Below are 25,248 nucleotides of genomic sequence, written 5' to 3'. Positions count from 1 at the left end.
AGATGATTGTAATGCAACAAACATTCAGAATTACAGATGAAGATGGTATCCACGCACGTCCGGCGACAGCCCTGGTTAATACAGCAAACAAATTCAAAGGTGCAGAATCCTTTGCAGAAGCTAACGGTAAAAAAGTAACTTTGAAATCCATCCTGGGTGTTCTTTCCCTCGGATTGGAACAAGGCGACACTATCAGCATCATCGTTGAAGGCGAAGGCGAAGCTGAAGCTCTTCAAGCTTTGACTGACGTTATGGTTAACGAAGGGTTGGGCGAAATTAATGCTTAATGTCTCCGGGATCGCGGCTTCGGCGGGTATTGCTATCGCCAAGGCGTTTATCTTGGAGCATCCTGACTACTCTGTAGAAAAACGCCAAATTAACGACGTTGACGCAGAGATCGCGAAACTCGACTCAGCTCTGGGTAAATCCCAGGCTGAGCTTGAGGCGATCAAAGAGCGTACTTTACAAGAGCTTGGCGAGAAAAAAGCAGAGATTTTTGCTTCGCATTTGCTCATTCTGAATGACCCGGAACTAATTGATCCGGTTAAAGCTAGAATTGCGGATGACATGATCAATGCAGAATTTGCTTTGAACGAAACGGCATCGCAATTTATCTCCATGTTTGAGAACATGAAGAGTGCTTACCTGCAGGAACGTGCTGCAGATATGCGTGACGTTACCAAACGTGTGCTAAATCACTTGCTTGGTATCGACTTCATGAGTCCGGCTGAGATCAATGAAGAAGTGATTGTGCTTGCGGAGGATCTAACACCTTCCGACACGGCTCAATTGAACCGCCAATTTGTTAAAGGTTTTGCAACCAACATTGGTGGACGTACTTCTCACTCGGCAATTATGGCTCGCTCTCTTGAGATTCCGGCTGTTGTTGGAACCAAGGACATCTTGGCTCAAGCGAAACAAGGCGATATGATTATTGTTGACGGTCTGGATGGTCACGTACTGGTTAACCCTACTGATGAAGTTATTGCTGAATACCGTGCCAAACAGGAACAGTATGATGCACAACGTGCAGAGTGGAGAAAACTTCGTGATGAGCCAACGGTAACGGTGGACAACGTTCATGTTGAACTTGCAGCTAACATTGGTACACCAAATGACGTAACGGGTGTTCTGGAAAACGGCGGCGAGGCTGTAGGCCTGTACCGTACCGAGTTCTTGTACATGGGCAGAGACAAGCTTCCTTCCGAAGACATTCAGTATAATGCTTACAAAGCGGTACTGGAAAAAATGGAAGGCAAACCTGTCGTTGTTCGTACACTCGACATCGGTGGAGACAAAGAGCTTCCATACCTGGATCTGCCAAAAGAAATGAATCCATTCCTCGGCTTCCGCGCAGTTCGTCTGTGTTTGGACCGTCTGGATATCTTCCGTACACAATTGCGTGCATTGCTGCGTGCAAGCGTACATGGAAACCTGCGTGTCATGTTCCCAATGATCGCAACACTCGGTGAATTCCGTGAAGCAAAAGCTGTCTTGCTCGAAGAGAAAGAGAAGCTGGTTGCTGAAGGTATTGCTGTTTCTGACAGCATTCAACTCGGAATCATGGTCGAAATTCCTTCGACTGCAGTTCTGGCGGATCAATTTGCCAAAGAAGTGGATTTCTTCAGTATCGGAACGAACGATCTGATTCAATACACGATGGCTGCTGACCGCATGAACGAACGAGTGGCTTATCTGTACCAGCCTTACAACCCAGCCATTTTGCGTTTGGTTAAAATGGTTATCGATGCAGCGCATCGTGAAGGCAAATGGGTTGGCATGTGTGGTGAGATGGCAGGAGACGAAACGGCAATTCCATTGCTGCTTGGTCTTGGATTGGATGAGTTCAGCATGAGCGCAACCTCCATTCTGCCAGCTCGTAGTCAGATTACCAAGCTGTCCCGTGCGGATATGCAGGAACTGGCTGCTAAAGCTCTGGATATGCAAACGGCTGAACAAGTCGTTGAATTGGTTCAAAGCATTCAAGCGTAATTTTGCCGGGGTTTCCTCCGGATTTGAGGTTTTTCTTTTTCCGATAATGAGCTGCATTGATGCAGCGATTTTGCCGGTATCCGCTGTTACAGCGGGTACTGGCTTTTTTTGTTGCTCGAACGTATAGGAATTAGAAGGGGAGTACGAGGAGAAAGGTCCTGTAATGTCTAGCCAAAAAAATGCTCTTACTGGTGTAGTTAACATCAGCAAGAGCATGATTAGTAATACACTTAGTGCTTAACTGCAAGCACAATTCAGTACAGGTTTGCGAGCGGCGGTGGTTTCATCCAGACGAGTGACCGGTGTTCCGTAAGGTGCGTTGAGTACCAATTCTGGTGTCTCTTCCGCTTCTTTGGCAATCCGTATCATCGTATCAATGAATCCATCCAACGTTTCTTTACTTTCGGTTTCTGTGGGCTCGATCATGATGCATTCCTCCACGTTGAGCGGGAAGTACACCGTAGGTGGGTGATATCCAAAATCAAGCAATCGCTTGGCAACATCAAGTGTGCGCACACCGTATTGCTTCAAACCCCGACCAGACATGACGAATTCATGTTTGCATACACCCGGATACGGAATCTCGTAGTAAGGTGCAAGACGGGCCATCATATAGTTGGCATTCAGTACCGCACATTCAGAGACGCGGCGTAACCCTTCCGGTCCATAGGTGCGAATGTAGGCATAGGCACGTACCAGAATACCGAAGTTGCCGTAGTAGGCTTTCACCCGGCCAATGGATTGATCGCCTTCACGATCGAATGCATACATACCATCATCATTCTTGATCACCATTGGTTTAGGCAGGAATGGAATCAGGCGATTCTTCACACCAACTGGTCCGGCACCTGGTCCACCACCGCCATGAGGCGTACTCATCGTTTTGTGCAAGTTCAGATGCACCACGTCAAAGCCCATATCACCTGGACGGGTAATGCCCATAATGGCATTGGAGTTGGCTCCGTCGTAATACAACAAGCCACCAGCCTGGTGTACGATGGATGCAATCTCCTGAATGTCTTTCTCAAACAGACCAAGTGTATTCGGGTTTGTCAGCATCAATGCTGCCGTATCCGAACCGACTGCTGCACGGAGTGCGTCCAGATCGACCAGTCCGTCTGCGCGGGATGGAATCGTCACAGTTTCAAATCCTGCAACGGTTGCACTTGCCGGGTTGGTACCATGCGAAGAATCGGGCACGATGACTTTGGTACGTTGTTCGCCACGACCTTCGTGGTAGGCACGAATCATCATAAGTCCAGTCCATTCTCCATGGGCACCAGCTGCTGGTTGCAAGGTCACAGCGTCCATACCTGTCAGACCTGCAAGGTCGTTTTGCAACGTATATAACAGTTCTAGTGCACCTTGAATGCTGGATTCATGCTGGTACGGATGGATTTTGGCAAAACCGTTATAACGGGCAACATCCTCATTAATCTTTGGATTGTATTTCATCGTACAAGAGCCAAGTGGATAGAATCCGTTATCTACGCCGAAGTTGCGGCGGGACAACGCAGTATAGTGTCGAATAACATCTACCTCGAACACTTCCGGCAGTGCCGCTGCTTCCGAACGGAGCATTTCCCGGGGAATCAACGTATCGGTAGCTTGACGAGGAACGTCACATTCTGGCAAGGAATAAGCGACACGCCCCGGGCTACTGAGTTCAAAAATCAATGATTGTTCCGGAGCAGGAGATAAGGTCTGTGCACTAAATGTTGTATCCGTCTCAGGTTGAACCGAAGTGGAGACAGAGGTACCTGTTTCCGATTGTCCTTGTACCGATGTTGTCGTTGTCGTCGTCGTCGTTTCCTGAGTCACAGCGATCCCTCCAATGCTCGTGCGAATTCGTCAATTTCTTCCTTACTACGCCGTTCGGTAACAGCAATCAGCATATGTCCGGCAAGCTCCGGATAATCACGTCCGAGTTCGTAACCACCAATAAAGCCGGCATCCAGCAGTTTCAGTTGAAGTGTATCCACATCGGTTCCTTCAGGAAGCTTAATCACAAATTCATTAAATGTTGGTGCATTAAAAGTAAGGCTAACTCCAGGAATCGCAGTTAATGTATTGAGGGTGTAATGACTCTTTTGCAAATTCAGATCCGCGACATCGATCATGCCCTGTTTACCCATGATGGACATATACACAGATGCGCTGAGTGCAAGCAAAGCTTGGTTGGAACAGATGTTGGATGTCGCCTTTTCGCGGCGGATGTGCTGTTCACGTGCTTGCAGTGTGAGTACAAAACCACGCTTGCCGTTTCGATCCGTGGTCTGGCCTACGATTCGGCCAGGAATTCGGCGCATATGAGGCTGGGATACAGCGAAATATCCGCATGTTGGGCCGCCGAGTGAAGCGGCGATGCCGAGGGGCTGCGCATCGCCAACAACGATGTCGGCACCCAGCTTGCCTGGGGCTTCCAGCAGACCCAGCGATAGCGGGTTGGTACTTACAACGAGCAGGCCCTTGTGCGCATGCACGAGGTCGGCAGCCTGCTTCACATTTTCCACAGCACCAAAGAAGTTCGGACTCTGGATCATGACAGCAGCGGTATCGTCCGATATGGCGGCTTGCAGGGCATCCCAATCAGTGACGCCATCCTTATAACCAATCTCAACAATCTCCAGACTTAATCCGTGCGCATATGCCTGTAATACCTGACGGGCTTCCGGATGAACGGTACGGGATACGATGAGCTGTTTGCGACGTGTTGCTGCTGCGGCCAAATTACCCGCTTCCGCAAAGGCCGTTGCACCGTCATACATGCTGGCATTGGCTACAGCCATACCGGTTAATTCACAGATGTAGGACTGAAACTCGAAAATGGCCTGTAGTTCACCTTGGCTGATCTCAGGCTGATAAGGTGTGTAGGCAGTGTAGAACTCGGAACGGGAAATGACATGATTGATGACGGAAGGAACATGATGATCGTATATGCCTGCGCCGAGGAAACTGGCGTGTGTTTCGAAATTGGCGTTGGCGCCGGCTTGTTTGGACATATGACGTGTCAGCGCATATTCATCAAGTTTGGAGGATACGGGCAGCTCGCCCTGATAACGAATCTCCTGCGGAATGTCCTGAAACAGATCTTCCAGCGTATCCACACCGATGGTTGCGAGCATGGCGCTCTGATCTTGCTCAGTCATGGGAATGTAACGGTGCTTGCTCATGCTTGATCAGCTCCTTGAGTAGGTGTCTTCGACGTACGTGTCCGTTTATGAAAAGGGGTCTTCACGACCTCCGCTTTCAGTTTCTTGCCGCGGATCTCAATCTCAAGCGGGGTTCCCAGCGCAGCGTATTTGCTGTCGATGAGGGCAAGCCCCAGATTACGCTTCAATGTAGGTGATTGCGTGCCTGTTGTCACTTCACCAATCTGTACGCCTTCGGCGTAAATCGGATAGTGCGGGCGAGGAATACCGCGCTCCAACACTTCGATGCCGACCAGTTTGCGGGCGGGCCCGTCATTTTTTTGCTGTAACAAGGCTTCGTGTCCGATAAAAGGTCCGGCATTCAGCTTCACAAACATACCTACGCCAGCTTCGAGCGGAGAGATGGTTGCCGACAATTCCTGTCCATACAGAGGGAGCTTTGCTTCAAAGCGCAGTGTATCCCGAGCACCGAGGCCTGTCGGTACAAGTCCGTGACCTTCACCGGCTTGCATTAACCCATTCCAGACCACAGCGGCCTGATCTGCAGGAACATATAGCTCAAAGCCATCTTCACCGGTATAACCGGTACGGGACAACAGTAATTTTACTCCACATACTTCAGCATCCTGCACAAAACGAAACGGTTCAATCGAGCTTACATCCGTATCTGTAACTTTCCCGATAATGTCTACAGCCAGTGGACCTTGCAAGGCGAGTAGCGCCGTCTGCTCCGAATCGTTGGTCATGCTTACGCCGGGGATCAAGTGCTCTTGCAGCCACGCCCAATCCTTGTCGATGTTGGAGGCGTTAACCACAAGCATATAATGCTGATCTTCCAGCTTATACACGAGCAGATCATCCACCACACCGCCATCTGGATAACACATCAGGGTGTACTGGGCTTGACCGGGAACCAGCGTGGTCACATCATTAGTCATCATTTGCTGCAAAAAAACTTCAGCCTGCTCACCCTGTACAGTGAATTCGCCCATATGGGATACATCAAACAGTCCAGCACGCTCGCGTACTGCTTCATGTTCTTTCTGGATTCCGCTAAATTGTACGGGAAGCTCCCAGCCTCCAAAATCAATGCACCGTACGCCTTCATATTGCTGATATAGTGGGAAGAGTGGTGTTCTAAGCAAATCAGACATCAAATCACCTCGTCATGGGCCGTCAGACGGCCGGATATACAATCGTGGATCAATGAACCAGGGTATTTTTAAATTTTCAGCTAGATATTTTCATCACATAAGTATGGTAAGGCAGCTATGGCAGCGCCATTCTACATCCTGTTTTTCGTTTTTTGGGAAAAAGGAAAAGGACAGGCCAAAGAATCGGCATGCCAAGTAGCACGCTGTATTCTAAGGCTCTGTCCCTTGTACCTGAGAGTTACCCCGCTACGTTGTGCAGCAGGTTTCCCCTTGGGTGATCATAACGCCGCACAGGGCGAATAGATGCTCTCCAGAGTTGCGTCCCGTAAAAGTCCTTTTGCCTGAGAGATTCACCCCCGCTTATCGGTGGTTTACTCCTTCGGCGTTACCTCATGTACATCCCGAATCGGGTGTCACGGGTAATCTCTCCCTTTACATTCATCCGCGGGTATAACATAGTCCAATAAACACATTTACTCCTCTCATTAAAACGTGAATCCACTACCGATGTCAAGAACGATATCATAGATAATGATTTAAAACCGAATATTTAATTTAGTTTTTATTTTATTGTTCGTGTATTTAAAAAGACTACGCTTACTATTCTAATATTCACCAGTATATGAAGAAAGAGTGTAATCCGGTTACAGGATTTAGAGGTGTTCAGCAAATAAATTGTGAGGTATCTTGACATTTGATTCAAAAATGTCATACGCTATGTTCTGGGAAAAAGGTTAAGGTCAAAGAACGCATGCACTCATTTAATGAAAAGCGAGGCGGATATCGATGAGCGAATTGAAAAGTGATTTCCTGTACAGTGAAGAGCACGAATGGGTGCAAACCGTAGGGGAGGATACTGTACGTATTGGCATTACCGAGTTCGCGCAGCATCAGCTGGGTGACATTGTGTTTGTGGAATTGCCTGACCTTGAAACCAATGTAAAAGCAGAGGACAGCATTGGAACGATCGAATCGGTCAAAACGGTTTCGGACTTGTTCTCTCCCGTCACAGGTTCAATTATTGCAGTGAATGATTCGTTGCAGGACTCCCCTGAACTTGTGAACAGCTCTCCTTACGAGGAAGGCTGGATGATTGAGATCCGTGTTGAGGGAGATCTGACAGCAGCATTGTCTACATTGATGAATGCAGACGCGTATCGGAAACATACGGAAGAATAGTATCAACGAACTTGTACTTATTAACATATATTTTATAATTAAATGATATGAGCTTCATATTGTTTCGACCTGTGTGAGCCGGATGCTTGCACAGGTTTTTTGTGCTTTCCAAGAATGGTTTTGAATGTGGATTGAAGCAGATTGTGGATGTAAATCACCTGATTGGACCAAGCTATAGTTTAGAAAATGATTTTGGAAATGACAAAAGTCATAGGCAAGAAAATCCTTGTGTACCAATGGGTTCAGCCATTATGCATCAAGTAAAACGATTACATAACCTAATGTTGTCATCATTGTTCATGACGAAAGTACGCTTTCATTTCATTGAACAGGAGAGCATTCTCGCTTAGGATTACAGCAGGGGAGAAATGATACCCCTTTCATAAATCATAATCACTTGATCCAAGGAGGATAATACAATGAGTAATTTGGACCAATCGTCCAATTCCAAAGGTGGGCTACGGGTAGGTGTTCAGCGTTTTGGCCGATTCCTGAGTGGTATGGTCATGCCGAATATGGGAGCGTTCATCGCCTGGGGATTAATTACGGCTCTGTTCATTCCAACAGGCTGGTTCCCTAACGAGACGCTTGCGCAGCTAGTCGATCCGATGATCAAATATTTGCTGCCACTGTTAATTGGTTACACCGGGGGTACGATGGTGCATGGTCAGCGTGGTGGTGTCGTGGGTGCCATTATGACCATCGGGGTCATCGTGGGTAGTGATATTCCGATGTTCCTCGGTGCCATGATTGCCGGACCACTGGCAGCATGGATCATTAAAAAGTTTGATAAATCCATTGAAGGTAAAGTTAAAGCCGGATTTGAAATGCTTGTTAACAACTTCTCAGCCGGTATTATTGGCGGGATCTTGGGGATTTTTGCGCTACTGGGCATCGGGCCTGCTGTAGAAGCGATTAGCAAAGTATTATCTGCCGGTGTACAGGGCTTAATGAATCTTGGTTTGCTGCCGCTGGTCAACCTAATCATTGAACCAGGTAAAGTATTGTTCCTGAACAATGCAATCAACCACGGGATTCTTACACCAATTGCAACAGATCAAGCGAGAGAATTAGGAAAATCCGTATTATACATGCTTGAATCAAACCCGGGTCCGGGACTTGGTATCTTACTTGCTTACTGTTTCTTCGGACGCGGAATGGCCAAATCTTCTGCACCGGGTGCCGTAATCATTCATTTCTTCGGGGGAATTCATGAGATCTACTTCCCTTACATTCTGATGAGACCGATTCTGATTCTTGCTGCAATTGCGGGTGGCGTCGCAGGTACATTAACATTCATGCTCACCGGAGCAGGACTTGTTTCAGCACCATCACCGGGTAGTATTATCGCGTATTTCTTCTTAACACCAAAAGGTGGATACCTGCCGATGTTCGCAGGGGTGCTTGTAGCAGCCGTCGTTTCTTTCCTGGTTGCAGCAGTGTTGCTGAAAACGGGTAAACAAAAGGACGAAGATCTGGAGTCCGCATCCAGTCGGATGAAAGACATGAAGAGTCAAGGAACCGTGCCAAACGCTGGTATTACGGCTAATCAACGTGAAGCAGACAGAGCCGCAGATATGGCTTCTTCTACAGTCAAAACAGACGTGAAGAAAATTGTCTTCTCCTGTGATGCAGGCATGGGGTCAAGTGCCATGGGTGCTTCCATTCTACGCAAGAAGATGAAAGCAGAGGGGATTGACGTTACGGTGACCAATACGGCTATCAGTGATATCCCGCCGGATGCAGACGTGGTGATCACACAACAAGTATTGACCGATCGTGCCCGCTCCGTTGCACCGAATGCAGAACATATATCCATCGACAACTTCCTAAAAAGCCCGGAATACGATGCGCTCGTTGAACGTCTAAAGTAATTGCACGCATTTGTTTTCCCTGAGCCGGAGGCTGAGATATGAGTATTACCAAAAGACAACGTGAAATCGTGGAGTTCCTGCTAGAGCATCCACATGAAGTAACAGCCGGCGAAATCGCCGTTGAAGTAAAGGTCAGTACCCGAACGGTTCACCGGGAGCTGCAAATGATTGAACAATGGCTTGAACCTTTGGGTATGAAGCTGGAAAAAAAATCAGGAACCGGTATCCGAATCGATGCCAGTTCCGATGATCTGGCTGTATTGCGCCAGCAACTAGAGGGTAAAGAATATGTAGAGTTTACGCCAGAAGAGCGTAAGCTCTTCATGCTTTGCATCCTGCTGGATGAACCGGAGCCTGTAAAGTTACTCGCCTTGGCTTCGGATCTGAAAGTGACCGTATCCACCGTAACCACTGATCTGGACGATCTGGAGTCACGGATTCGTCAGGCGGGACTAAAGCTGGTTCGCAGACGTGGATATGGCGTCAAGATTAACGGAAGTGAGACGATTCATCGCACAGCCATAGCTGCACTTGCTCTCGAATTTTTGGATGAATCCGACCTGTTCGGAAGACAACCTGAACAAGGGGGCTCCATCGTAAACCAAAAATTGTTGGATATGATTGGACATGGTGATGTACTTACGGTCGAAAATGCGTTATGGCAACCAGATATCGAATGGCTGGAGAACATCCCGGAACGCCAATACATGAAGTTGCTGATTCAATTATCCGTAGCGGTTGTACGTATTCGTAAAGGCTTTGGCATTGGCCGTATACCTCCCCTGGAGAACAAGGGAGATGAAGTCGCAGAGCAGGATGAGATGAAGGTTCCACCTTATATGGCTTCCCGCTTGTGTGGTGTGTTATCGACCCAGCTGGGGCTGACATTCTCCCAAGATGAGCAAGCTTATTTTCACAGACTATTAGTTGAGACAGAGCAGCGGATTCATTCTTCGCGGCTGTTGCCAATAGATGATTTGATTTTACTGGACAGGGTACATTCACTGATTGATCAGATGCAGGCGAGAACACATTACGCCTTTCATGAGGATCGTTTGCTTCGTGAAGGTCTGCTTGGTCATATGCAACCTGTCATGGAGCGAATTGAAGGGCAACAGATGATTCGTAATCCGCTACTGCAGCAGATTCGCAAGGATTATGATTCCCTCTTCGAAGAGGTCAAACAATCCGTGCATCAAGCTTGGCCAGGCACAGAAGTTCCGGATGAAGAAATTGGTTTCTTGGTCATGCATTTTGGGGCTTCCATCGAGAGGTTACGTGCATTGAAACGGGAGATCAGGGCGATCATCGTGTGTACAAGCGGAATCGGCTCATCACGTATGCTCTCCAGCCGACTGTCCAAGGAGATTCCCGAGATTCGGATCATGGACAGCGTGTCCTGGTATGAAGCTGCCCGGATGCCTACAGATCAATATGATCTGGTGTTATCCACTGTTGATCTGCCGATGGATGAGCATCAGTATTACAAAGTGAGTCCACTGCTTACGGCAGAAGAGAGCGAGCGTCTGCGTCATTTTATCCGAACAACAACATTACAACGACAGCATAATAAACCCCGTGAAGCAGAGGTTCAGACGACAAGTCGTTACTCGGACCCGGATGGACTGGAAGCTATTTTAGTTGAAATCGTCCGAATTATTGGCAAGTTTCAGGTGTATCCGCTGGATAACCAAGATATCGGTTTCTATAAAACCGTATATGCGATGTGCAACGTACTCCATGGATCTGGTGTGCTGAAGGAACCGGGGGAGATCGCAAAACGGTTGGAGGCACGTGAAGCAGTGGGGAGTCAGAAGATTCCCGGTACAAGACTTGCGCTGTTTCATACACGCAGTGAGGGAATCTACAGGCCGTCCATTAGCTTGTTTCAGCTCACTGAGCCACTCCTCTGTACGCCGGATGATCCCGCAGGAGTTACCCATGTCCTCTTGATGCTTGGTCCCCGAGAATTATCCAAGGAAAGCCTGGAGGTTCTCAGTGAGATCAGCGCCCTGTTATTACAGGAAGAAATGATTACATTGCTGGAAAAGGGAATCAGGGATGAACTCATTCATTACCTGTCCCAGGAACTTGTTGGATTTTATCGCAGTAAAACCGAAATTGGAGGTCAACCATTATGAGTATGTTAACAACAGATAAAGTCATCATGAATGCGACGGCTCAGGACAAATACGAAGCGATTCGCATGGCAGGACAGATTCTGAAGGATGCGGGACATATTACCGCTGATTACATTGAGAAGATGATTGAACGGGAAGAGATTGTCTCGACCTATGTAGGGAACGGCCTGGCTATTCCGCATGGTACAAAGGAGTCCAAAGCTTTCATTTTATCCACAGGTATCTCTGTCATTCAGTATCCACAGGGTGTTGATTTTGGCGAAGAAAAGGCTTATATGGTCATTGGTATCGCGGCTCAAGGCGGGGAACATATGGAGATCTTGACTAGCATCGCGGTGATCTGTGCTGAGGATGAGAATATGGAGGCCCTGCGTCTGGCGAAAACAGCCGAAGAAGTTATTGCTATTCTGGAAAGTGAAATGGAGCTATGAAGGCCTTACACTTTGGCGCAGGTAACATTGGACGCGGGTTTATCGGATTGATTCTCTCCCGTGCAGGGTATGAGGTGATTTTCTCTGACGTGAATCAGACCTTGGTAACAGCTCTCCAGCAACGGGGGCAGTATACGGTGGAACTGGCCAACGAGAGCAAGGATCAGGAGACTGTCACAGGTGTAAATGCAATCGATGGAACCCAGCTGGAGACGGTTGCCCAAACCGTGGTGGAAGCGGATCTGATTACAACGGCGGTGGGCGTAGGCGTGCTGAAACATATTGCACCAGGTATTGCAAAGGGACTTGAGAAAAGGTTGAATTCGGGTCCGGCACAAAACCCGCTTCACATTATCGCTTGCGAGAACGCCATTGGAGCCAGTTCGCAATTGAAAGAGCATGTATATGCTCTGCTTAATGAAGAGGTACGTTCCCTTGCAGATCAGTTTGTCTATTTTCCAGACTCGGCCGTAGACCGGATTGTACCTATTCAGCATCATGAAGATCCTCTGCATGTACAGGTGGAGCCTTTTTACGAGTGGGTGGTGGATCGTTCCCAGATGGCTCCAGCATTCAAACCGATTGAGGGCATTGTATATGTCGATGATCTGGAGCCGTATATCGAACGGAAGCTGTTCACTGTTAATACAGGACACTGCGTTGCAGCATATATAGGTAATGTGCACGGGTATGACACGATTCAGAAGGCTATTGCTGATGAAAAGGTGAAATCCATTGTCTACGGTGCTTTGCAGGAAACTGGAAAAGTTCTGGTGAAACGTTTTGCATTCAACCCGGAAGAACATGAGCAGTATATTGTCAAAATATTGGGACGGTTTGTCAACCCGTATCTTACCGATGAGGTTACTCGTGTTGGTCGTTCCCCGCTGCGTAAGTTGTCTCCGAATGATCGTCTGGTTCGCCCGGCCCTTCAGGCATATGCGGATGGAACTGATACGACCTATCTGGCTATGGGCATGGCAGCAGCCTGCAAGTTCGATGTCTCCGATGATCCGGAAGCAGTTGAACTACAGGACATGATCCGCCAGAAGGGGATAACAGCTGCGCTCCACCATTATACGTCCATGGATGAGCATCATCCGGTGCTTGAACAGGCTGTTGCCCAGTATAACCAAATGTAAGAGCAATGGCTGTAAGCTAATAGTATAGATGAGACATAATGAAGAAGAGCCATACAGTTGTTAACTGTGTGGCTCTTCTTTTGGTTGGCTTTTATTGGCATAGTCATCCAAACAGCGTTGACATATGCACGATTTTCGGCGCTGCTCTGCCGGAATACGGTCAAATACACCTTCGGGGAAAGTAGCCCGGTTACACCAGCATTCCGAATGAGGATGTCCTGCGGCATAGGAACAGCGATTAGCTTCCCCACATAATGGGCAGACAAGAACATCGATATGGATGTGCTCTTGATCGTCTTGTTCTGCAGACATTCGGTCTTCCCTCCCTGTACAATAGCTACGAGCTGAAGTTGAACATACTGGTCCCAGTATAACAGAAATGTGCTGGTGATTATGGATTTCACTCTGTATATATGACTTCCAGTTCACCACATCTGTTTCTCCATCGGCTATTCTTCAGGCGGCAATTCAATTTGGAGGCCTTCCACATGTTTGCGTTCCATCAACTTACGTTTCTTTCGATTTTCCTTTGTTTCTAGCACAATGTCCAAGTCATAATCGTCACCCGGATAAAGTTCATTGGCAGATATATGCAGGGTCAGGCGTTTCTTATGAATTTTGACTTTGCGTCCACGTAGCATGACCCCGATATTTCCACGGCTATCCTCCACATCACAGACGATACCTGACTGATTAAGATAGGCCGCATACACCCGATCTCCTTTGCGAAACGTTTTGGCAGGAGCAGGAGAATCAGACTCTCTGGTTGTTGTCTTTTTGTGGAGAGCGATTGAATCCTTTGACTGCTTCGACTGGTTCCTCCTGGATAACTCTGCTGGGCTGACTGATTCTGTACCAGAACGAGCAGGCGTCAGGGCCGGAGTTTCCAAAGGAGGTGACGTGAACACGAATGTACGATCTCTTGAAATGCTTTGATCTGACAGGGACTTGGATCGCTCGATAATTCGCTGTGGCATGCCTAGCTTCAATGCGATGGAATAGGCGTAACTTTCACCAGCTTCTCCGATACGCAATCGATACAGCGGCTGGAGAGAAACGGTGTCAAATTCCATACGGGCATTTTCGAATCCTGGCGTGGCAGCTGCAAAATGTTTGATCTCACCAAAATGTGTTGTCGCCACAACGGTTGCTCCGCGGCTGTGAAGTTCCTCCAGCATGGCGATAGAAAGTCCAACACCTTCACCGGGATCTGTGCCGGAAGCCATCTCATCAATGAGCACCAGAGTTGAGGTATCAGCCTGTTCCAGTATGCCAATCATATTGCGAATATGTGCAGAGAATGTACTGAGCGCTTGTTCCATACTCTGTCCGTCACCAATATCAACCGCTACCTCGTTATAAACGGCCATCTCGCCACCATCCTCTACCGGAATAAGCAAACCGGATTGCATCATCAGGGTTAACAAACCAAGTGTTTTGAGTGCGACCGTTTTACCCCCGGTATTCGGGCCCGTTATAATGAGCGACGAGTACGTTTTGCCGATTGCAAAATCAAGGGGAACCATGGAAGAACCCATGAACGGATGACGTGCACGTTGAAGGTTAATGTGGCCCTGTGTATTGACTCGAACGGTACGCCCATCCATGGTGGCCGCATATTTGGCTTTGGCAAACAGGAAGTCCAGCACACCTACCGTTTCGGTGTTCAGAGCGATTTCACGGTTATACGATTCGGCCAGGGAGGTTAAATCACCGAGAATTCTCATCTCCTCTCGGGACTCCTCCGCTTGTAGAGCGGCCAATTCCATCTGTAAACTTACTAATTCAACAGGTTCGATATATACGGTTTGCCCGCTTCCGGATTCATCCAGAACACTGCCTTTCACCTGTTTACGGAACTCTTTCTTAATGGGCAGAACCGTTCTTCCTCCCCGTTGGCTGATGACATGTTCCTGCATAATGGAGCGATGTTTACTCACTAGAGAATCAAGTTTTCGTTTCATGCGTTCCGCATTCACCGTTATTTTTTTACGAATTCGAATCAGTTCCTTGCTCGCCTGATCCTGAATGCGTCCACTATGGATGCAGCGCTCGATCTCACTCAGCAAAGGTTCGATCAGAATCATGGATGCTGCATAACGACTGACGGTGGGAGCGGCCCCAGATTTACCCTCCATGTATTTCATGAGTTGTGCACAGCTCCGCAGGAACTGAGCGAGATGACTGAAATCGCGTTCACTGAATAGATAACCGGTGCCAAGCAGATCCATAATGGTTTCCATTCCGTCGAGTGAAGGGAGGGGGATGCTGGCCCCGAAGCGAATCAACGCAGCCGCTTCTGCTGTTTCTTCCAGACGAATCTGAATAAGGTGAGCATCTACCATCGGTTTTAGTTCTCTGGCATAACGTTTGCCCAGATAAGACAGGGCGCAGTCTGCAACGTTTTTTTGAATTTGTGGATAGCCCAAACTGTTTAATGTGTTCTCATTCATGCGTAATCTCTCCTTGACTTTGAATTGGGATTTCAGTTGACGCGCTGAAACATATTCCTGGAAAACGCAAAAAGGGCGGAGAATGAACAAACGTCATTCTCCGCCCTAAACGTATGGGAAAGCCAAGTCCACTACAGGTCTATATTAAAAAATCCGCGCTGAACACAGCGCGGAAATAGACCCGGACAATTACAATCCCGGAGGCGATTTATGATATCCGCTGTTCTTAACTAAGTACAGGGATCTGGCGCATCATGAAATACACGTATGCCATATGGGCACAAGCGCAATGAAAGGCCAAACTCCTGAATATGAAACTTGGTTAGTTAAGAACATTCACCGACATTAAAAATCTCTCCTTTGATTGAGGAATATGCAACCAATATAAACTGGAAATTGGTTTGAAGTCAACCTTTAGAATAAATGAGTGGACTTGAATAAGAATGGGTTTTAAAATAACAATAGTAAATTAATCCAATGAAAGCGATTTATTTTAATAAACATACGTATAAAGGAGGATGCTCTTCTTGCCGAAGTATTTACTGCGTTTGCTCTGTTTTACCCTGATCCTCGGAGCCCTTCCGGTCATTGTTATTGGTTCGGTCTCGTATACGATTGCATCACGTGACATTGAACAGAAAGTGCGTGAGAGCAATCTTCAGATATTGCATCAGACCCAAATGAGGGTGGAACAAGTTCTGCGCAGCCTGCAATTATCCTCCATCCAGTATGTTAATTCGCCCTTGGTACTACAAGCGATGAAGAAACCACTAGACAGCAGCGAGTTTCAGGAGATTCGTGATCTGACCTCCGGTTTTAACAACTTGCAAGCGGTTACGAACATTGACCAAGCCTATCTGGTTAATCTGGATGAAGATTGGGTCGTTTCGATGCGTTCTTTTGGCAAATTGGATGATTTCAGCATTCGAGACCGAATTGGCTCCTACCTAAGTTATACCAACAGCCTGTTCTGGGTCACTCAGAATGCCAGTTCAGCCAAAGAAAGTGTACCTGTGTCAGCAGGTATGGGTGAACTAACACCCGAACAGGCACCTGCTCTTATATCATCGGATAATGTGGTCAGTATGGTATTCAAAATCCCGATGATACCAACCAATGTGAAACCAAAGGGATTTCTTGTAATTGATATCGCCGATACGGAACTGAGTACATACTTGAGCCGAAATACGAATTCTGGAGATATGTACGTTCTGGATCGGGAGCAGAAGTATTTTCTGAACGATATGCAGCAAGGCGGGAAATATGACGGGCTGAATAAGGAAATTCAGGAAATGGTGCAAACGACGGGCCAGCCAGAGGGTTTCTTCAGTGCGGAGGTGGAAGGTAATCAAGTGGCGGTTAGCTATAGGCAATCTCCGCTCAATGGCTGGTTATACGTGTCCGTTGTATCTCTTGGACAGATTACGGCCCAGTCACAGAAAATTGCATTGGTTACCGGTATCGCTACACTGGTCATGTTATGTGTAACGGGATTGTTCGCCATATACGGCAGTCGGCGGATGTACTCCCCGATCTCCAGACTGCTGCAATTTACGAAGGGGTTGGATTCCCCAGTTGCTCCGTCAGGACGTCGTCAGGATGAATTTATCTATATTGAGGAGCAATTGTCAACCTTGTTCAGTTCGGAGAAAACGATGCGTGAGCAGATGAAGGGGCAGCACGTGCACCTCCAGGAGTTTTTTATGACCAAACTGCTGACAGGTAAAATCTCGGAAGAAGATTTCAGATATCAGGGAGAATTGTACGATTTCCCGACAGGGTGGGCGAGTCTTGGTGTACTCATGCTCCAGATCGATACCTTGGAAGGGACCCGATATGAGGAACAGGATCGCGATCTGCTGCTGTTTGCTGTCAACAATATGGTAGGTGAGCTCCTCCCTTCGGCAGTTCGGTTCACCCCAGTCATGCTGGATGATGCTCAGGTCACCGTTCTTGCCTCCGAACTCACGGATGAGGTGCAGCTGAAGGAATGGATGCATACCCAGGCAGACTGGATTCGCGAACGTGTCGTGACCTACCTGAATCTGCCCGTAAGTATTGGCATCAGTCGTTCTTACGCTTGTATCGGAGATACGCCAAGAGCGGTTCAAGAGAGCCGAGAAGCTCTGCAGGGCAGGGTAAGTCTGGGCAGCCGTATTATTTTGCATTACGAGGATATTCAGCCACGTGGTCAGATGGAGGCCGCGTTGTATACCCAGTTACGTATGATCGAGGATCAGCTCGCTTCTGCGCTCAAGCAAGGAGATGAAGAGAAAACGGACGCCTACTTTAAGCAATATTTGGGACTGCTTGCAGACAAAAAGCTTCATTTCAGTGAATACCCCGTCATTATGGTTCAGTTATTGTCTCGTGTATATCAGCTTGTGCAGGAGCAGGGCGGGGATGTAGCTGAAGTACTGGGTGAAAAAGCATCGATGTCACATTTGCTGAAGTTGTCCACATTGGACGAAATGACCAATTGGTTCCGCAAGCGGCTGTTCTTGCCCGTCATCCGTTTCTGGCGAGAGCAGGAAGAGTCCCAATACATGAATATTGCGAGACGTATGATTCGTTTGATTGAGGAACGTTATGATCGTGAATTATCGCTGGAAGCCTGTGCCGCTGAGCTTAATTTTCACCCTGTTTACCTAAGTCGGGTATTCAAGAAGGAAGCAGGAGTCAATTTTACGGAATATCTCGCAGAGTATCGTATGGAAAAAGCAAAGACATGGCTGCAAACAACAAATCTTAAAATATCGGAGATTGCCGAGAAATTAAACTATACCAACCCAACCGCATTTATCCGTACATTTCGCAAAATCACAGGAACCACCCCCGGCAAGTACCGGGAGCAGCAGCGATAAAACAAACCTGCTCTGCCCGCCATGGCAGGCAGGCTTTTTTATGTTTGGATGAAGGAAGAAGACCACTTTTCTCTATGAAGTTAAGACAGGAATATAGAGGTTGAAAGCAGTTCATTGCGCCTTTGAACTCTGTGATATAAATGAGCTAAACCCTTGCTACATAAGGAAAAACAAAAGGCTAAAACGAGACGATAGCCAGTCATTCGTTTATCCTCCACAATGAAGACATGAATTCAGGAAGTGATATTTTGTAATCGTTTCCAATGTGGGGAGGAAGACAATATGAAAGCCGAAACGGCGGCTCGAACACGGCCCGCTACCCGCAGTGACAAAAACCTGCTGTGGAGGGACATTATCAAAAACCGGTGGCTGTATATCATGTTAATACCGGGTGTGCTTTACTTTGTTATTTTCAAATACATACCCATGTATGGCATCACGATGGCTTTTCAGGATTACACGCCTTACAAGGGCATCTTGGGAAGTGACTGGGTAGGGTTCAAACATTTCCAGCGTTTCTTCGGAGAACCGCAGTTCTGGACATTATTTCGAAATACGTTTTTACTTGCCATTTATAACATCGTGTTCTTTTTCCCACTGCCAATTGTACTGGCACTCATGATGAATGAAGTTCGCCGTGAACGCTTCAAACGATTTGTACAAACTCTTGTTTATGTTCCACACTTTGTTTCCTGGGTTGTTGTTGTCGGTGTGTTCTACATGCTGTTCACAACTGAGGGTGGTGCGATTAATGAATTGCTCTATAACCTGACTGGACAAAAAGTGGCGTTCCTGCTTGAACCCGGTTGGTTCCGAACGATGATTGTTGGACAATCCATCTGGAAAGAAGTTGGTTGGGGCACAATTATCTTCCTGGCGGCGCTTTCCGGTGTGGATACACAGCTCTATGAAGCTGCACGGATTGATGGTGCCAATCGGTGGCGCCAAACCTGGCACATTACGTTGCCGGCCATTCGCAGTACCATCGTCATTTTGCTCATTCTGCGTCTGGGCAATTTCCTGGATACAGGCTTTGAACAGATCTTCCTGATGCTAACTCCGACAAATCGGGATGTGGGCGAGGTATTTGATACCTACGTGTACACGAAGGGTCTTACCCAGGCACAGTACAGTTACAGCGCTGCTGTCGGGTTGTTCAAATCGGTTGTCGGGCTGGCGCTTGTTCTTGGTGCCAATACGCTGGCCAAAAAATTCGGGGAGGAAGGCGTCTACTAACCCTCGGGTGTAGACGTTCTTCACCAGACAGGAGTGAACATTAAGATGCAACAGGATAAAACGTGGGGCAACCGGATCTTTGATTTTCTCAATCATGGATTGCTGCTGTTGATTGGAATCGTGACGGTCATCCCGTTCATTTATATTTTGGCCGTCTCGTTTACCAGTCCGCATGAAGTGGCTAAGGGAGGATTCATTCTTTTTCCAAAAGAGTTCTCTCTGGCTGCGTACCGTTACATTTTCTCTACAGATACTTTGATTCGGAGTCTGGGTGTATCGGTCTATATTACCGTGATCGGTACCTTCATTAACCTGCTGTTTACATCACTTATGGCGTATCCGCTCTCCAGAAGATATTTGCGTGGACGCCAGCCCATTTTGCTCGGTGTATTGTTCACGATGCTCTTCAGTGGAGGGATGATTCCAACATACTTTGTCGTGAAATCCTTGCACCTGACGGATACGTTGTGGTCACTGATGTTACCTACTGCTATTAGTGCATTTAACTTGATTGTACTGAAAAACTTCTTCCAAGCCATTCCCGATGAACTGGAGGATGCAGCCAAAATTGATGGATGTAACGATGTCAGCGTATTGTTCCGGATTGTACTGCCATTGTCCATGCCAGCCATGGCGACATTTTCACTCTTTTACGCGGTGGCCCACTGGAACAGTTTCTTCAGCGCTGTTATCTATATCAACGATAGTGAGAAGTGGCCTGTCCAAGTCTGGCTACGTGAGATTGTCATTCTGGCACAGAGCCGAATCGGAGACACAAGTATCGAAGAGACCGAGATCCAGCCGCTTACCATTCGCATGGCCGTTATCGTGTTCTCCACGATCCCGATTATGCTGGTATATCCATTCCTGCAAAAGCACTTTGCAAAAGGCGTGATGCTGGGTTCGGTGAAAGGTTGAGTCGGCACATGGTTCAAAGTCAGTTCACTATGACTGCATAAAAAAGGGAGGTTTTCATGTTATGAAAGCAACAAAAAAGAAAGCCGTAGCTGTCTTGAGCACACTGGCACTGGTGACAGGTTTGCTGGCAGGATGCGGATCAGACGAGGGTCAGGCTGCCGAGGGCGGCGTACAAAATGTGTCCATAGCCATTGCACAGGTGGGTGATGTGCCAAGCAAAGGTAATGAAGTTCAGCAAAAGATTGAAGCGTATACCAATACCAAACTGGATATCCAGTGGATTCCGGCTTCGGCCTACAATGACAAAATTAACGTGATGATCGCTTCAAGTGATATGCCAAAAATTGTGAAAGTGCAGTATAACCCTACCGTGACCAGCGCGATGCGTAATGACGTGTTCTGGGAAGTGGGACCTTTGCTGAAAGATTACAAAAATCTGTCGGCACAGAACGAACGTTTTTTTGACAACATCAAGGTAGAGGGCAAAATCTACGGGGTTCCTGTTTTCTCCGATATTGCGCGGGCTACAGTGATCTATCGCAAGGACTGGTTCGAGAAGCTGAATCTCAAGGTGCCAGCCACACCGGATGAATGGTATGAAACGATCAAAACACTGGCAACCTCCGATCCGGATGGAGATGGTCAGGATAATACGTTTGGACTGATGCTTTTCAAAAAATATAATGAGGATCAATATTCCTTCACGACGCGCCTTGGCGTAAGTTTTGGTGCACCTAACAAGTGGAAGGTCGAAGATGATGGCAGCTTCACGCCGGAATTCATGACACCGGAATATATGCAGGTGCTGGATCTGCTGAAACGTTTGTACGATGAGAAACTGCTGAACCAAGACTTTGCTGTATTCGACTCTACGGAAGCGGAGAAAAAGTATGATTCTGGTGTTGTTGGTATCCGTGTTGGTGTTGCTCAGAACGGAAAAAGTCAGCAAGAACGTCTGTCCAAAAACAATCCGGATGGTGTGGTAGATATCGCTGGGTTGCTTGGAGCGAACGGAGATCGTGTTGCAGGACAGACGGGTAACTCCGGCATTCTGGCATTCCCTAAGTCAACGGTGAAATCGGAAGAAGAACTCAAAAACCTGCTCTCCTTCCTGGATAAACTGATGGACCCTGAGATGGCGACCCTGTTGATGCGTGGTATGGAAGACAAACATTACACCAAAGTGGGCGAAGATCAGGTGGAGATGAGTGACTTCGATGCATTCCAGCGTGAAGTGAAACCTTACCGTGATAATCTTCCTTATGTCGAAGGGTATAACGTACCGAAATTGAAGGATACCGAACTGGGTGAAAAAGGTACGGCACTTGCCAAGGAACTGGCGGAGCACGCTGTGCCAAACCCTGCGCTGACGTTATATTCTCCAACGTATGGTGACCGTGGGGCGGATCTGGATCAGGTGATTGCCGATGCACAAACCAAATACATTATGGGCAAGATCGATCAAAGTGGCTGGGAAAAGGAAATCGAGAATTGGGGCAATGCTGGTGGAAACAAGATTCGTGAGGAATATGCCGAAGATTACAAAAAACAGGCTCAATAAAGAGCCGGAAGCGGAGGCTTGATCATGAAGGAAACACTTCAACTCACATCGGTGCGCATGGCACAGCAATTCATGGAAAGTTATCGCAACCATGAGTTGTACGCCACTTGGCATTATGAGAACGGCTGCTTACTGAAAGCGCTGGAGGAGCTGTATACGCACACGGGGGAGCAAAAATATTTTGACTATATCCGTGAGCTGATGGATCATTTTGTTCAGGAAGATGGCTCCATTCGCTCCTATACGATCGAGGAATATAATCTGGATCAGATCAATCAGGGGAAATCACTATTTCTGTTGCACGAGAAAACGGGAGAAGAGAAGTATCGCAAAGCTGCGGAGTTGCTGATGACTCAGCTTAAGGGACAGCCACATACGAGTGAAGGCGGGTTCTGGCACAAAAAGATTTACCCTTTCCAGATGTGGCTGGATGGATTGTACATGGCTACTCCGTATCTGACCCAGTATGGCGCAGTGACGGGTGAAGAGAAGTGGTTTGACAAGGCGGCTCTGCAGCTCTTGCTGGTGGAGCAACGTACACGTGATCCGCGTAGTGGTCTCTTGTACCATGCCTGGGATGAGAGCAAAGAGCAGCGCTGGAGTTCGGGTGAGACGGGATGTTCACCACATGTCTGGAGTCGGGCGATGGGCTGGTATGTGATGGCGGTTGTGGATACCTTGGATTATCTGCCGGTAGATCATCCGCAGCGCGGGCAGATTGTGGGTATCTTCGAACGGGTAGCCAACGCACTAGTGCATGTGCAGGATCAGCAGACCGGACTATGGCCACATTTGTTGGATCAACCGGGACGTGAGCGGAACTATCTGGAGGCTTCCGGGACCTCGATGTTTGTCTATGCAATGGCCAAAGGTGTGCGTAAAGGATATCTGAGTGGCAAGTTCAAAGCGGTTGCGGAAAAAGGGTATCAGGGTCTGCTACAGCATCTGCTGCAAACGGACCGTGAAGGCGTGCTGTCCTTGACGCAGTGTAATGGCGGAGCCGGTCTTGGAGGAAGCCCGTATCGTGACGGGTCCTATGAGTATTATGTGACTGAGTCCATTCGGATCAATGATCCAAAGTCGGTCGCTCCGTTCATTTTGGCGGGAGTGGAGATTGAACTTTACAAGTCCAACTAACATGTACATGAGAACGGAGAGGGCAGAAATAATCTGAGGAAGCGAAGCGTTCGCCTTTATCCCCGGATTTTCCCCTTTTTAAAAGGGAATCAAAAAATCTGGGGATAACAGCGATCTGAAGGTTGTTCTGTCATCGGAGTGGTCTATGTACATAACCTTATCCAAAAGGAGAGATGGTTCATGAGTCCAAAAGGTCCAATGTCCCGTTTAGGCGGAATCGTTGTAATTGGTGCAATGTCCGCTGGATTGCTTGCAGGTTGCGGGGGAGAAAAAGCACCTGCTGCAGGGGAAGGTAAACTTCCCATTTCCATCTCTTTAATGCAGGTAGGAGATATACCGGCCAAGGAGAACGGGATTGAAAAGAAGATTGAGGAATATACAAATACGGATGTCAATGTACAGTGGATTCCGCAGTCTGCTTTTGATGATAAGGTGAATGTTATGGTTGCTTCAGGCGAGATGCCGACCATTATGCGTGTGAATTATGTACCGACCACATTTAATGCCGCCAAAACGGGACTGTTCTGGGAACTGGGGCCTTACTTGAAGGATTATAAGAACCTGTCTGCCCAATCTGAAGCTTATTTTAACAATATCAAAATTGAAGGCAAGGTCTACGGTATTCCGAACTTCCGGGATATTGGACGGACTGCGATCGTATATCGCAAGGACTGGTTTGATACGTTGAAGCTGGATATACCAAAAACGCTGGATGACTGGTATGAAGTGATGCGCTCTATTCGTAAGGATGACCCTGACGGGAATGGTAAGGAAGATACGTACGGTGCACTGCTTTTCAAAAAGTATAATGAGGGTGTCTCGTCCCCACTGACGCGGATTGCTGTAAGTATTGGGGGCGTCAACAAATGGGGTGTGGATGATGCCGGGAAACTGACCCCGGAGTTCTTGACCACCGAATATGTGGATACAATGAAGCTCTTCAAGCGACTGTTCAGCGAGGGACTGATTAATAGTGATTTCCCTGCCTTGGACCCTTCTGATGCGGACAAAAAAATGGATTCCGGCTTAGTTGGCATGAAGCTTAACGGTGTGGCTCAGAACGGAAAGTCCTCTCAGCAGCGGCTTACACCTAACGCTCCGGATGGAGAAATTGATGTGGCTCCGTTCCAGGGAACCGATGGTATTCGCATCGCCGGAGAACCAGGGAACTACGGAATGCTGGTCATCCCGAAGGCATCCGTTACGGATGAGGAGCAATTGAAGCAGGTTCTCACGTTCCTGGATCAGTTGATGGATGAGGAATTAAGTGCGTTGCAGCTCCGTGGATTGCTCGATGTGCACTACAGCAAGACTGCTGATGGGAAAACCGAACTCAAAGATTTTGACGCTTATCAGCGTGAAGTGAAGCCATATCGAGATAATCTGTTAAGCATTGAAGGTTATAATGTACCTGAACTGGTTGATGTTCCCATTGGTATGAAAGGTACAAAGATGGCGCGTGAGAATGAGCAATACGCCATCGCCAATCCGGCACTCACCTTGTCTTCGGCAATCTATACCGAGCGTGGTCAGGAGCTGGATCAGATGATCTGGGATGCGCAGACCAAGTACATTATGGGTAAAATCGATGATGCAGGTTGGGAGCAGGAAATCGCAAGCTGGAGAAAAGCCGGTGGTGATCAATTGATCACGGAATTGGAAGCATCCTACAAAGAATTAAACGGAAAATAAAGCTGGGGGAAATAAAAAAGGTTGATCAAATGGAATGATATGGTTTATTCTATGAGTGAGTTCATTTTTCAATATCATAAGAAAGACCACACCCTTAAAGCATAAGGCTATGAATCTGCGGATTCATGGCCTTTTTTTGTGTTTTAGGCGAATGAAGTGGGTCTCTGGAAGGAGGGGCGCACGCCTTAACGTGATGGGGATGGACGAAAAATAATACCAATAGCCTAGTACAACATGGTAGAATATTGATTATTATGGCAAATTTAGGTTTTGGTTATGAAGAGAAGTGACTAGGTTGACCAAGCAAAGCATCCCCATACTA

Annotated in this window: 18 protein-coding genes and 1 riboswitch; of the genes, 13 read left to right on the top strand and 5 right to left on the bottom strand. The window is 47.6% G+C overall.

What is annotated here, in order from left to right:
- The first annotated feature begins 11 nt into the window (after positions 1-11).
- Both EL84_RS29575 and ptsP read left to right on the top strand, forming a co-directional pair.
- On the top strand, positions 12-287 hold the full coding sequence (locus EL84_RS29575; RefSeq protein ID WP_036617010.1) for an HPr family phosphocarrier protein: 276 nt from the start codon (positions 12-14) through the stop codon (positions 285-287).
- Positions 280-1,992, top strand: coding sequence for a phosphoenolpyruvate--protein phosphotransferase (ptsP, locus tag EL84_RS29570; RefSeq protein ID WP_047844045.1), 1,713 nt, complete (start codon positions 280-282; stop codon positions 1,990-1,992). Before EL84_RS29575 ends, ptsP begins: the two co-directional genes overlap by 8 nt.
- A 237-nt stretch (positions 1,993-2,229) precedes the next feature.
- Here ptsP and gcvPB read toward each other — a convergent pair whose 3' ends face one another.
- From gcvPB to gcvT, 3 genes are all read right to left on the bottom strand, one after another.
- Positions 2,230-3,669, bottom strand: coding sequence for an aminomethyl-transferring glycine dehydrogenase subunit GcvPB (gene gcvPB / locus EL84_RS29565; RefSeq protein ID WP_047844492.1), 1,440 nt, complete (start codon positions 3,667-3,669; stop codon positions 2,230-2,232).
- A 140-nt stretch (positions 3,670-3,809) separates the two neighbouring features.
- Positions 3,810-5,165, bottom strand: coding sequence for an aminomethyl-transferring glycine dehydrogenase subunit GcvPA (gene gcvPA, locus EL84_RS29560; RefSeq protein WP_047844044.1), 1,356 nt, complete (start codon positions 5,163-5,165; stop codon positions 3,810-3,812).
- Complete coding sequence (gene gcvT, locus EL84_RS29555) at positions 5,162-6,298, bottom strand: glycine cleavage system aminomethyltransferase GcvT (protein ID WP_047844043.1); 1,137 nt, start codon at positions 6,296-6,298, stop codon at positions 5,162-5,164. The genes gcvPA and gcvT overlap by 4 nt, the downstream gene beginning before the upstream one ends.
- Positions 6,299-6,617: 319 nt before the next feature.
- Positions 6,618-6,740, bottom strand: a riboswitch (glycine riboswitch).
- Between the two features lie 344 nt (positions 6,741-7,084).
- Between gcvT and gcvH the strand changes: the two genes are divergently transcribed.
- The 5 genes from gcvH (at position 7,085) to EL84_RS29530 (ending at position 13,065) form a co-directional block, all read left to right on the top strand.
- Positions 7,085-7,477, top strand: coding sequence for a glycine cleavage system protein GcvH (gene gcvH, locus EL84_RS29550; RefSeq protein WP_047844042.1), 393 nt, complete (start codon positions 7,085-7,087; stop codon positions 7,475-7,477).
- A 419-nt stretch (positions 7,478-7,896) separates the two neighbouring features.
- On the top strand, positions 7,897-9,351 hold the full coding sequence (locus EL84_RS29545) for a PTS mannitol transporter subunit IICB (protein WP_036617026.1): 1,455 nt from the start codon (positions 7,897-7,899) through the stop codon (positions 9,349-9,351).
- A 38-nt stretch (positions 9,352-9,389) separates the two neighbouring features.
- Positions 9,390-11,492 carry a BglG family transcription antiterminator gene (locus tag EL84_RS29540; protein WP_047844041.1) on the top strand — a complete coding sequence of 701 codons (2,103 nt, stop codon included), beginning with the start codon at positions 9,390-9,392 and terminating at the stop codon, positions 11,490-11,492.
- Positions 11,489-11,923 carry a PTS sugar transporter subunit IIA gene (locus EL84_RS29535; protein ID WP_017686856.1) on the top strand — a complete coding sequence of 145 codons (435 nt, stop codon included), beginning with the start codon at positions 11,489-11,491 and terminating at the stop codon, positions 11,921-11,923. The genes EL84_RS29540 and EL84_RS29535 overlap by 4 nt, the downstream gene beginning before the upstream one ends.
- Positions 11,920-13,065: a mannitol-1-phosphate 5-dehydrogenase gene (locus EL84_RS29530; protein WP_047844040.1), complete on the top strand. Its 1,146-nt coding sequence runs from the start codon at positions 11,920-11,922 to the stop codon at positions 13,063-13,065. Before EL84_RS29535 ends, EL84_RS29530 begins: the two co-directional genes overlap by 4 nt.
- Positions 13,066-13,125: 60 nt before the next feature.
- Here the strand turns inward: EL84_RS29530 and EL84_RS29525 are convergent, their stop codons facing one another.
- Together EL84_RS29525 and EL84_RS29520 are read right to left on the bottom strand one after the other, a co-directional pair.
- Positions 13,126-13,377, bottom strand: coding sequence for a cysteine-rich CWC family protein (locus tag EL84_RS29525; RefSeq protein ID WP_047844039.1), 252 nt, complete (start codon positions 13,375-13,377; stop codon positions 13,126-13,128).
- Positions 13,378-13,514: 137 nt separating this feature from the next.
- Positions 13,515-15,518: an endonuclease MutS2 gene (locus EL84_RS29520; protein WP_047844038.1), complete on the bottom strand. Its 2,004-nt coding sequence runs from the start codon at positions 15,516-15,518 to the stop codon at positions 13,515-13,517.
- Between the two features lie 527 nt (positions 15,519-16,045).
- Here EL84_RS29520 and EL84_RS29515 point away from each other — a divergent pair.
- The 6 genes from EL84_RS29515 (at position 16,046) to EL84_RS29490 (ending at position 24,926) form a co-directional block, all read left to right on the top strand.
- Complete coding sequence (locus EL84_RS29515) at positions 16,046-18,382, top strand: AraC family transcriptional regulator (protein WP_161799456.1); 2,337 nt, start codon at positions 16,046-16,048, stop codon at positions 18,380-18,382.
- Positions 18,383-18,664: 282 nt separating this feature from the next.
- The gene (locus EL84_RS29510; protein ID WP_017686861.1) at positions 18,665-19,618 is read left to right on the top strand and encodes an ABC transporter permease; all 954 of its coding nucleotides are present in this window, start codon (positions 18,665-18,667) and stop codon (positions 19,616-19,618) included.
- A 45-nt stretch (positions 19,619-19,663) separates the two neighbouring features.
- Entirely contained in the window at positions 19,664-20,536 is an 873-nt protein-coding gene (locus EL84_RS29505) for a carbohydrate ABC transporter permease (RefSeq protein ID WP_036617041.1), read from the top strand.
- Positions 20,537-20,597: 61 nt separating this feature from the next.
- Entirely contained in the window at positions 20,598-22,097 is a 1,500-nt protein-coding gene (locus EL84_RS29500; RefSeq protein ID WP_036674498.1) for an extracellular solute-binding protein, read from the top strand.
- Between the two features lie 24 nt (positions 22,098-22,121).
- Positions 22,122-23,234: a glycoside hydrolase family 105 protein gene (locus tag EL84_RS29495; protein WP_053061656.1), complete on the top strand. Its 1,113-nt coding sequence runs from the start codon at positions 22,122-22,124 to the stop codon at positions 23,232-23,234.
- A gap of 180 nt (positions 23,235-23,414) precedes the next feature.
- Positions 23,415-24,926 (top strand): extracellular solute-binding protein, encoded by a 1,512-nt coding sequence (locus tag EL84_RS29490; protein WP_053061655.1) that lies wholly within the window; start codon positions 23,415-23,417, stop codon positions 24,924-24,926.
- The last annotated feature ends 322 nt before the right edge of the window (positions 24,927-25,248 follow it).

Source organism: Paenibacillus sp. VT-400, assembly GCF_001029205.1.
In the GTDB taxonomy this organism is placed as follows: Bacteria; Bacillota; Bacilli; order Paenibacillales; family Paenibacillaceae; genus Paenibacillus; species Paenibacillus amylolyticus.
The sequence above is the reverse complement of the archived record's forward strand: the minus strand, read 5'-3'. Positions and strand labels throughout refer to the sequence as shown.

Coding starts and splice junctions, on each gene's coding strand:
- ptsP (WP_047844045.1), top strand. CDS start 280: ATGCTTAATGTCTCCGGGATCGCGGCTTCGGCGGGTATTGCTATCGCC.
- gcvT (WP_047844043.1), bottom strand. CDS start 6,298: ATGTCTGATTTGCTTAGAACACCACTCTTCCCACTATATCAGCAATAT.
- EL84_RS29500 (WP_036674498.1), top strand. CDS start 20,598: ATGAAAGCAACAAAAAAGAAAGCCGTAGCTGTCTTGAGCACACTGGCA.
- gcvH (WP_047844042.1), top strand. CDS start 7,085: ATGAGCGAATTGAAAAGTGATTTCCTGTACAGTGAAGAGCACGAATGG.
- EL84_RS29525 (WP_047844039.1), bottom strand. CDS start 13,377: ATGTCTGCAGAACAAGACGATCAAGAGCACATCCATATCGATGTTCTT.
- EL84_RS29530 (WP_047844040.1), top strand. CDS start 11,920: ATGAAGGCCTTACACTTTGGCGCAGGTAACATTGGACGCGGGTTTATC.
- EL84_RS29520 (WP_047844038.1), bottom strand. CDS start 15,518: ATGAATGAGAACACATTAAACAGTTTGGGCTATCCACAAATTCAAAAA.
- EL84_RS29510 (WP_017686861.1), top strand. CDS start 18,665: ATGAAAGCCGAAACGGCGGCTCGAACACGGCCCGCTACCCGCAGTGAC.
- gcvPA (WP_047844044.1), bottom strand. CDS start 5,165: ATGAGCAAGCACCGTTACATTCCCATGACTGAGCAAGATCAGAGCGCC.
- EL84_RS29535 (WP_017686856.1), top strand. CDS start 11,489: ATGAGTATGTTAACAACAGATAAAGTCATCATGAATGCGACGGCTCAG.
- EL84_RS29545 (WP_036617026.1), top strand. CDS start 7,897: ATGAGTAATTTGGACCAATCGTCCAATTCCAAAGGTGGGCTACGGGTA.
- EL84_RS29490 (WP_053061655.1), top strand. CDS start 23,415: ATGAGTCCAAAAGGTCCAATGTCCCGTTTAGGCGGAATCGTTGTAATT.
- EL84_RS29505 (WP_036617041.1), top strand. CDS start 19,664: ATGCAACAGGATAAAACGTGGGGCAACCGGATCTTTGATTTTCTCAAT.
- EL84_RS29495 (WP_053061656.1), top strand. CDS start 22,122: ATGAAGGAAACACTTCAACTCACATCGGTGCGCATGGCACAGCAATTC.
- EL84_RS29540 (WP_047844041.1), top strand. CDS start 9,390: ATGAGTATTACCAAAAGACAACGTGAAATCGTGGAGTTCCTGCTAGAG.
- EL84_RS29575 (WP_036617010.1), top strand. CDS start 12: ATGCAACAAACATTCAGAATTACAGATGAAGATGGTATCCACGCACGT.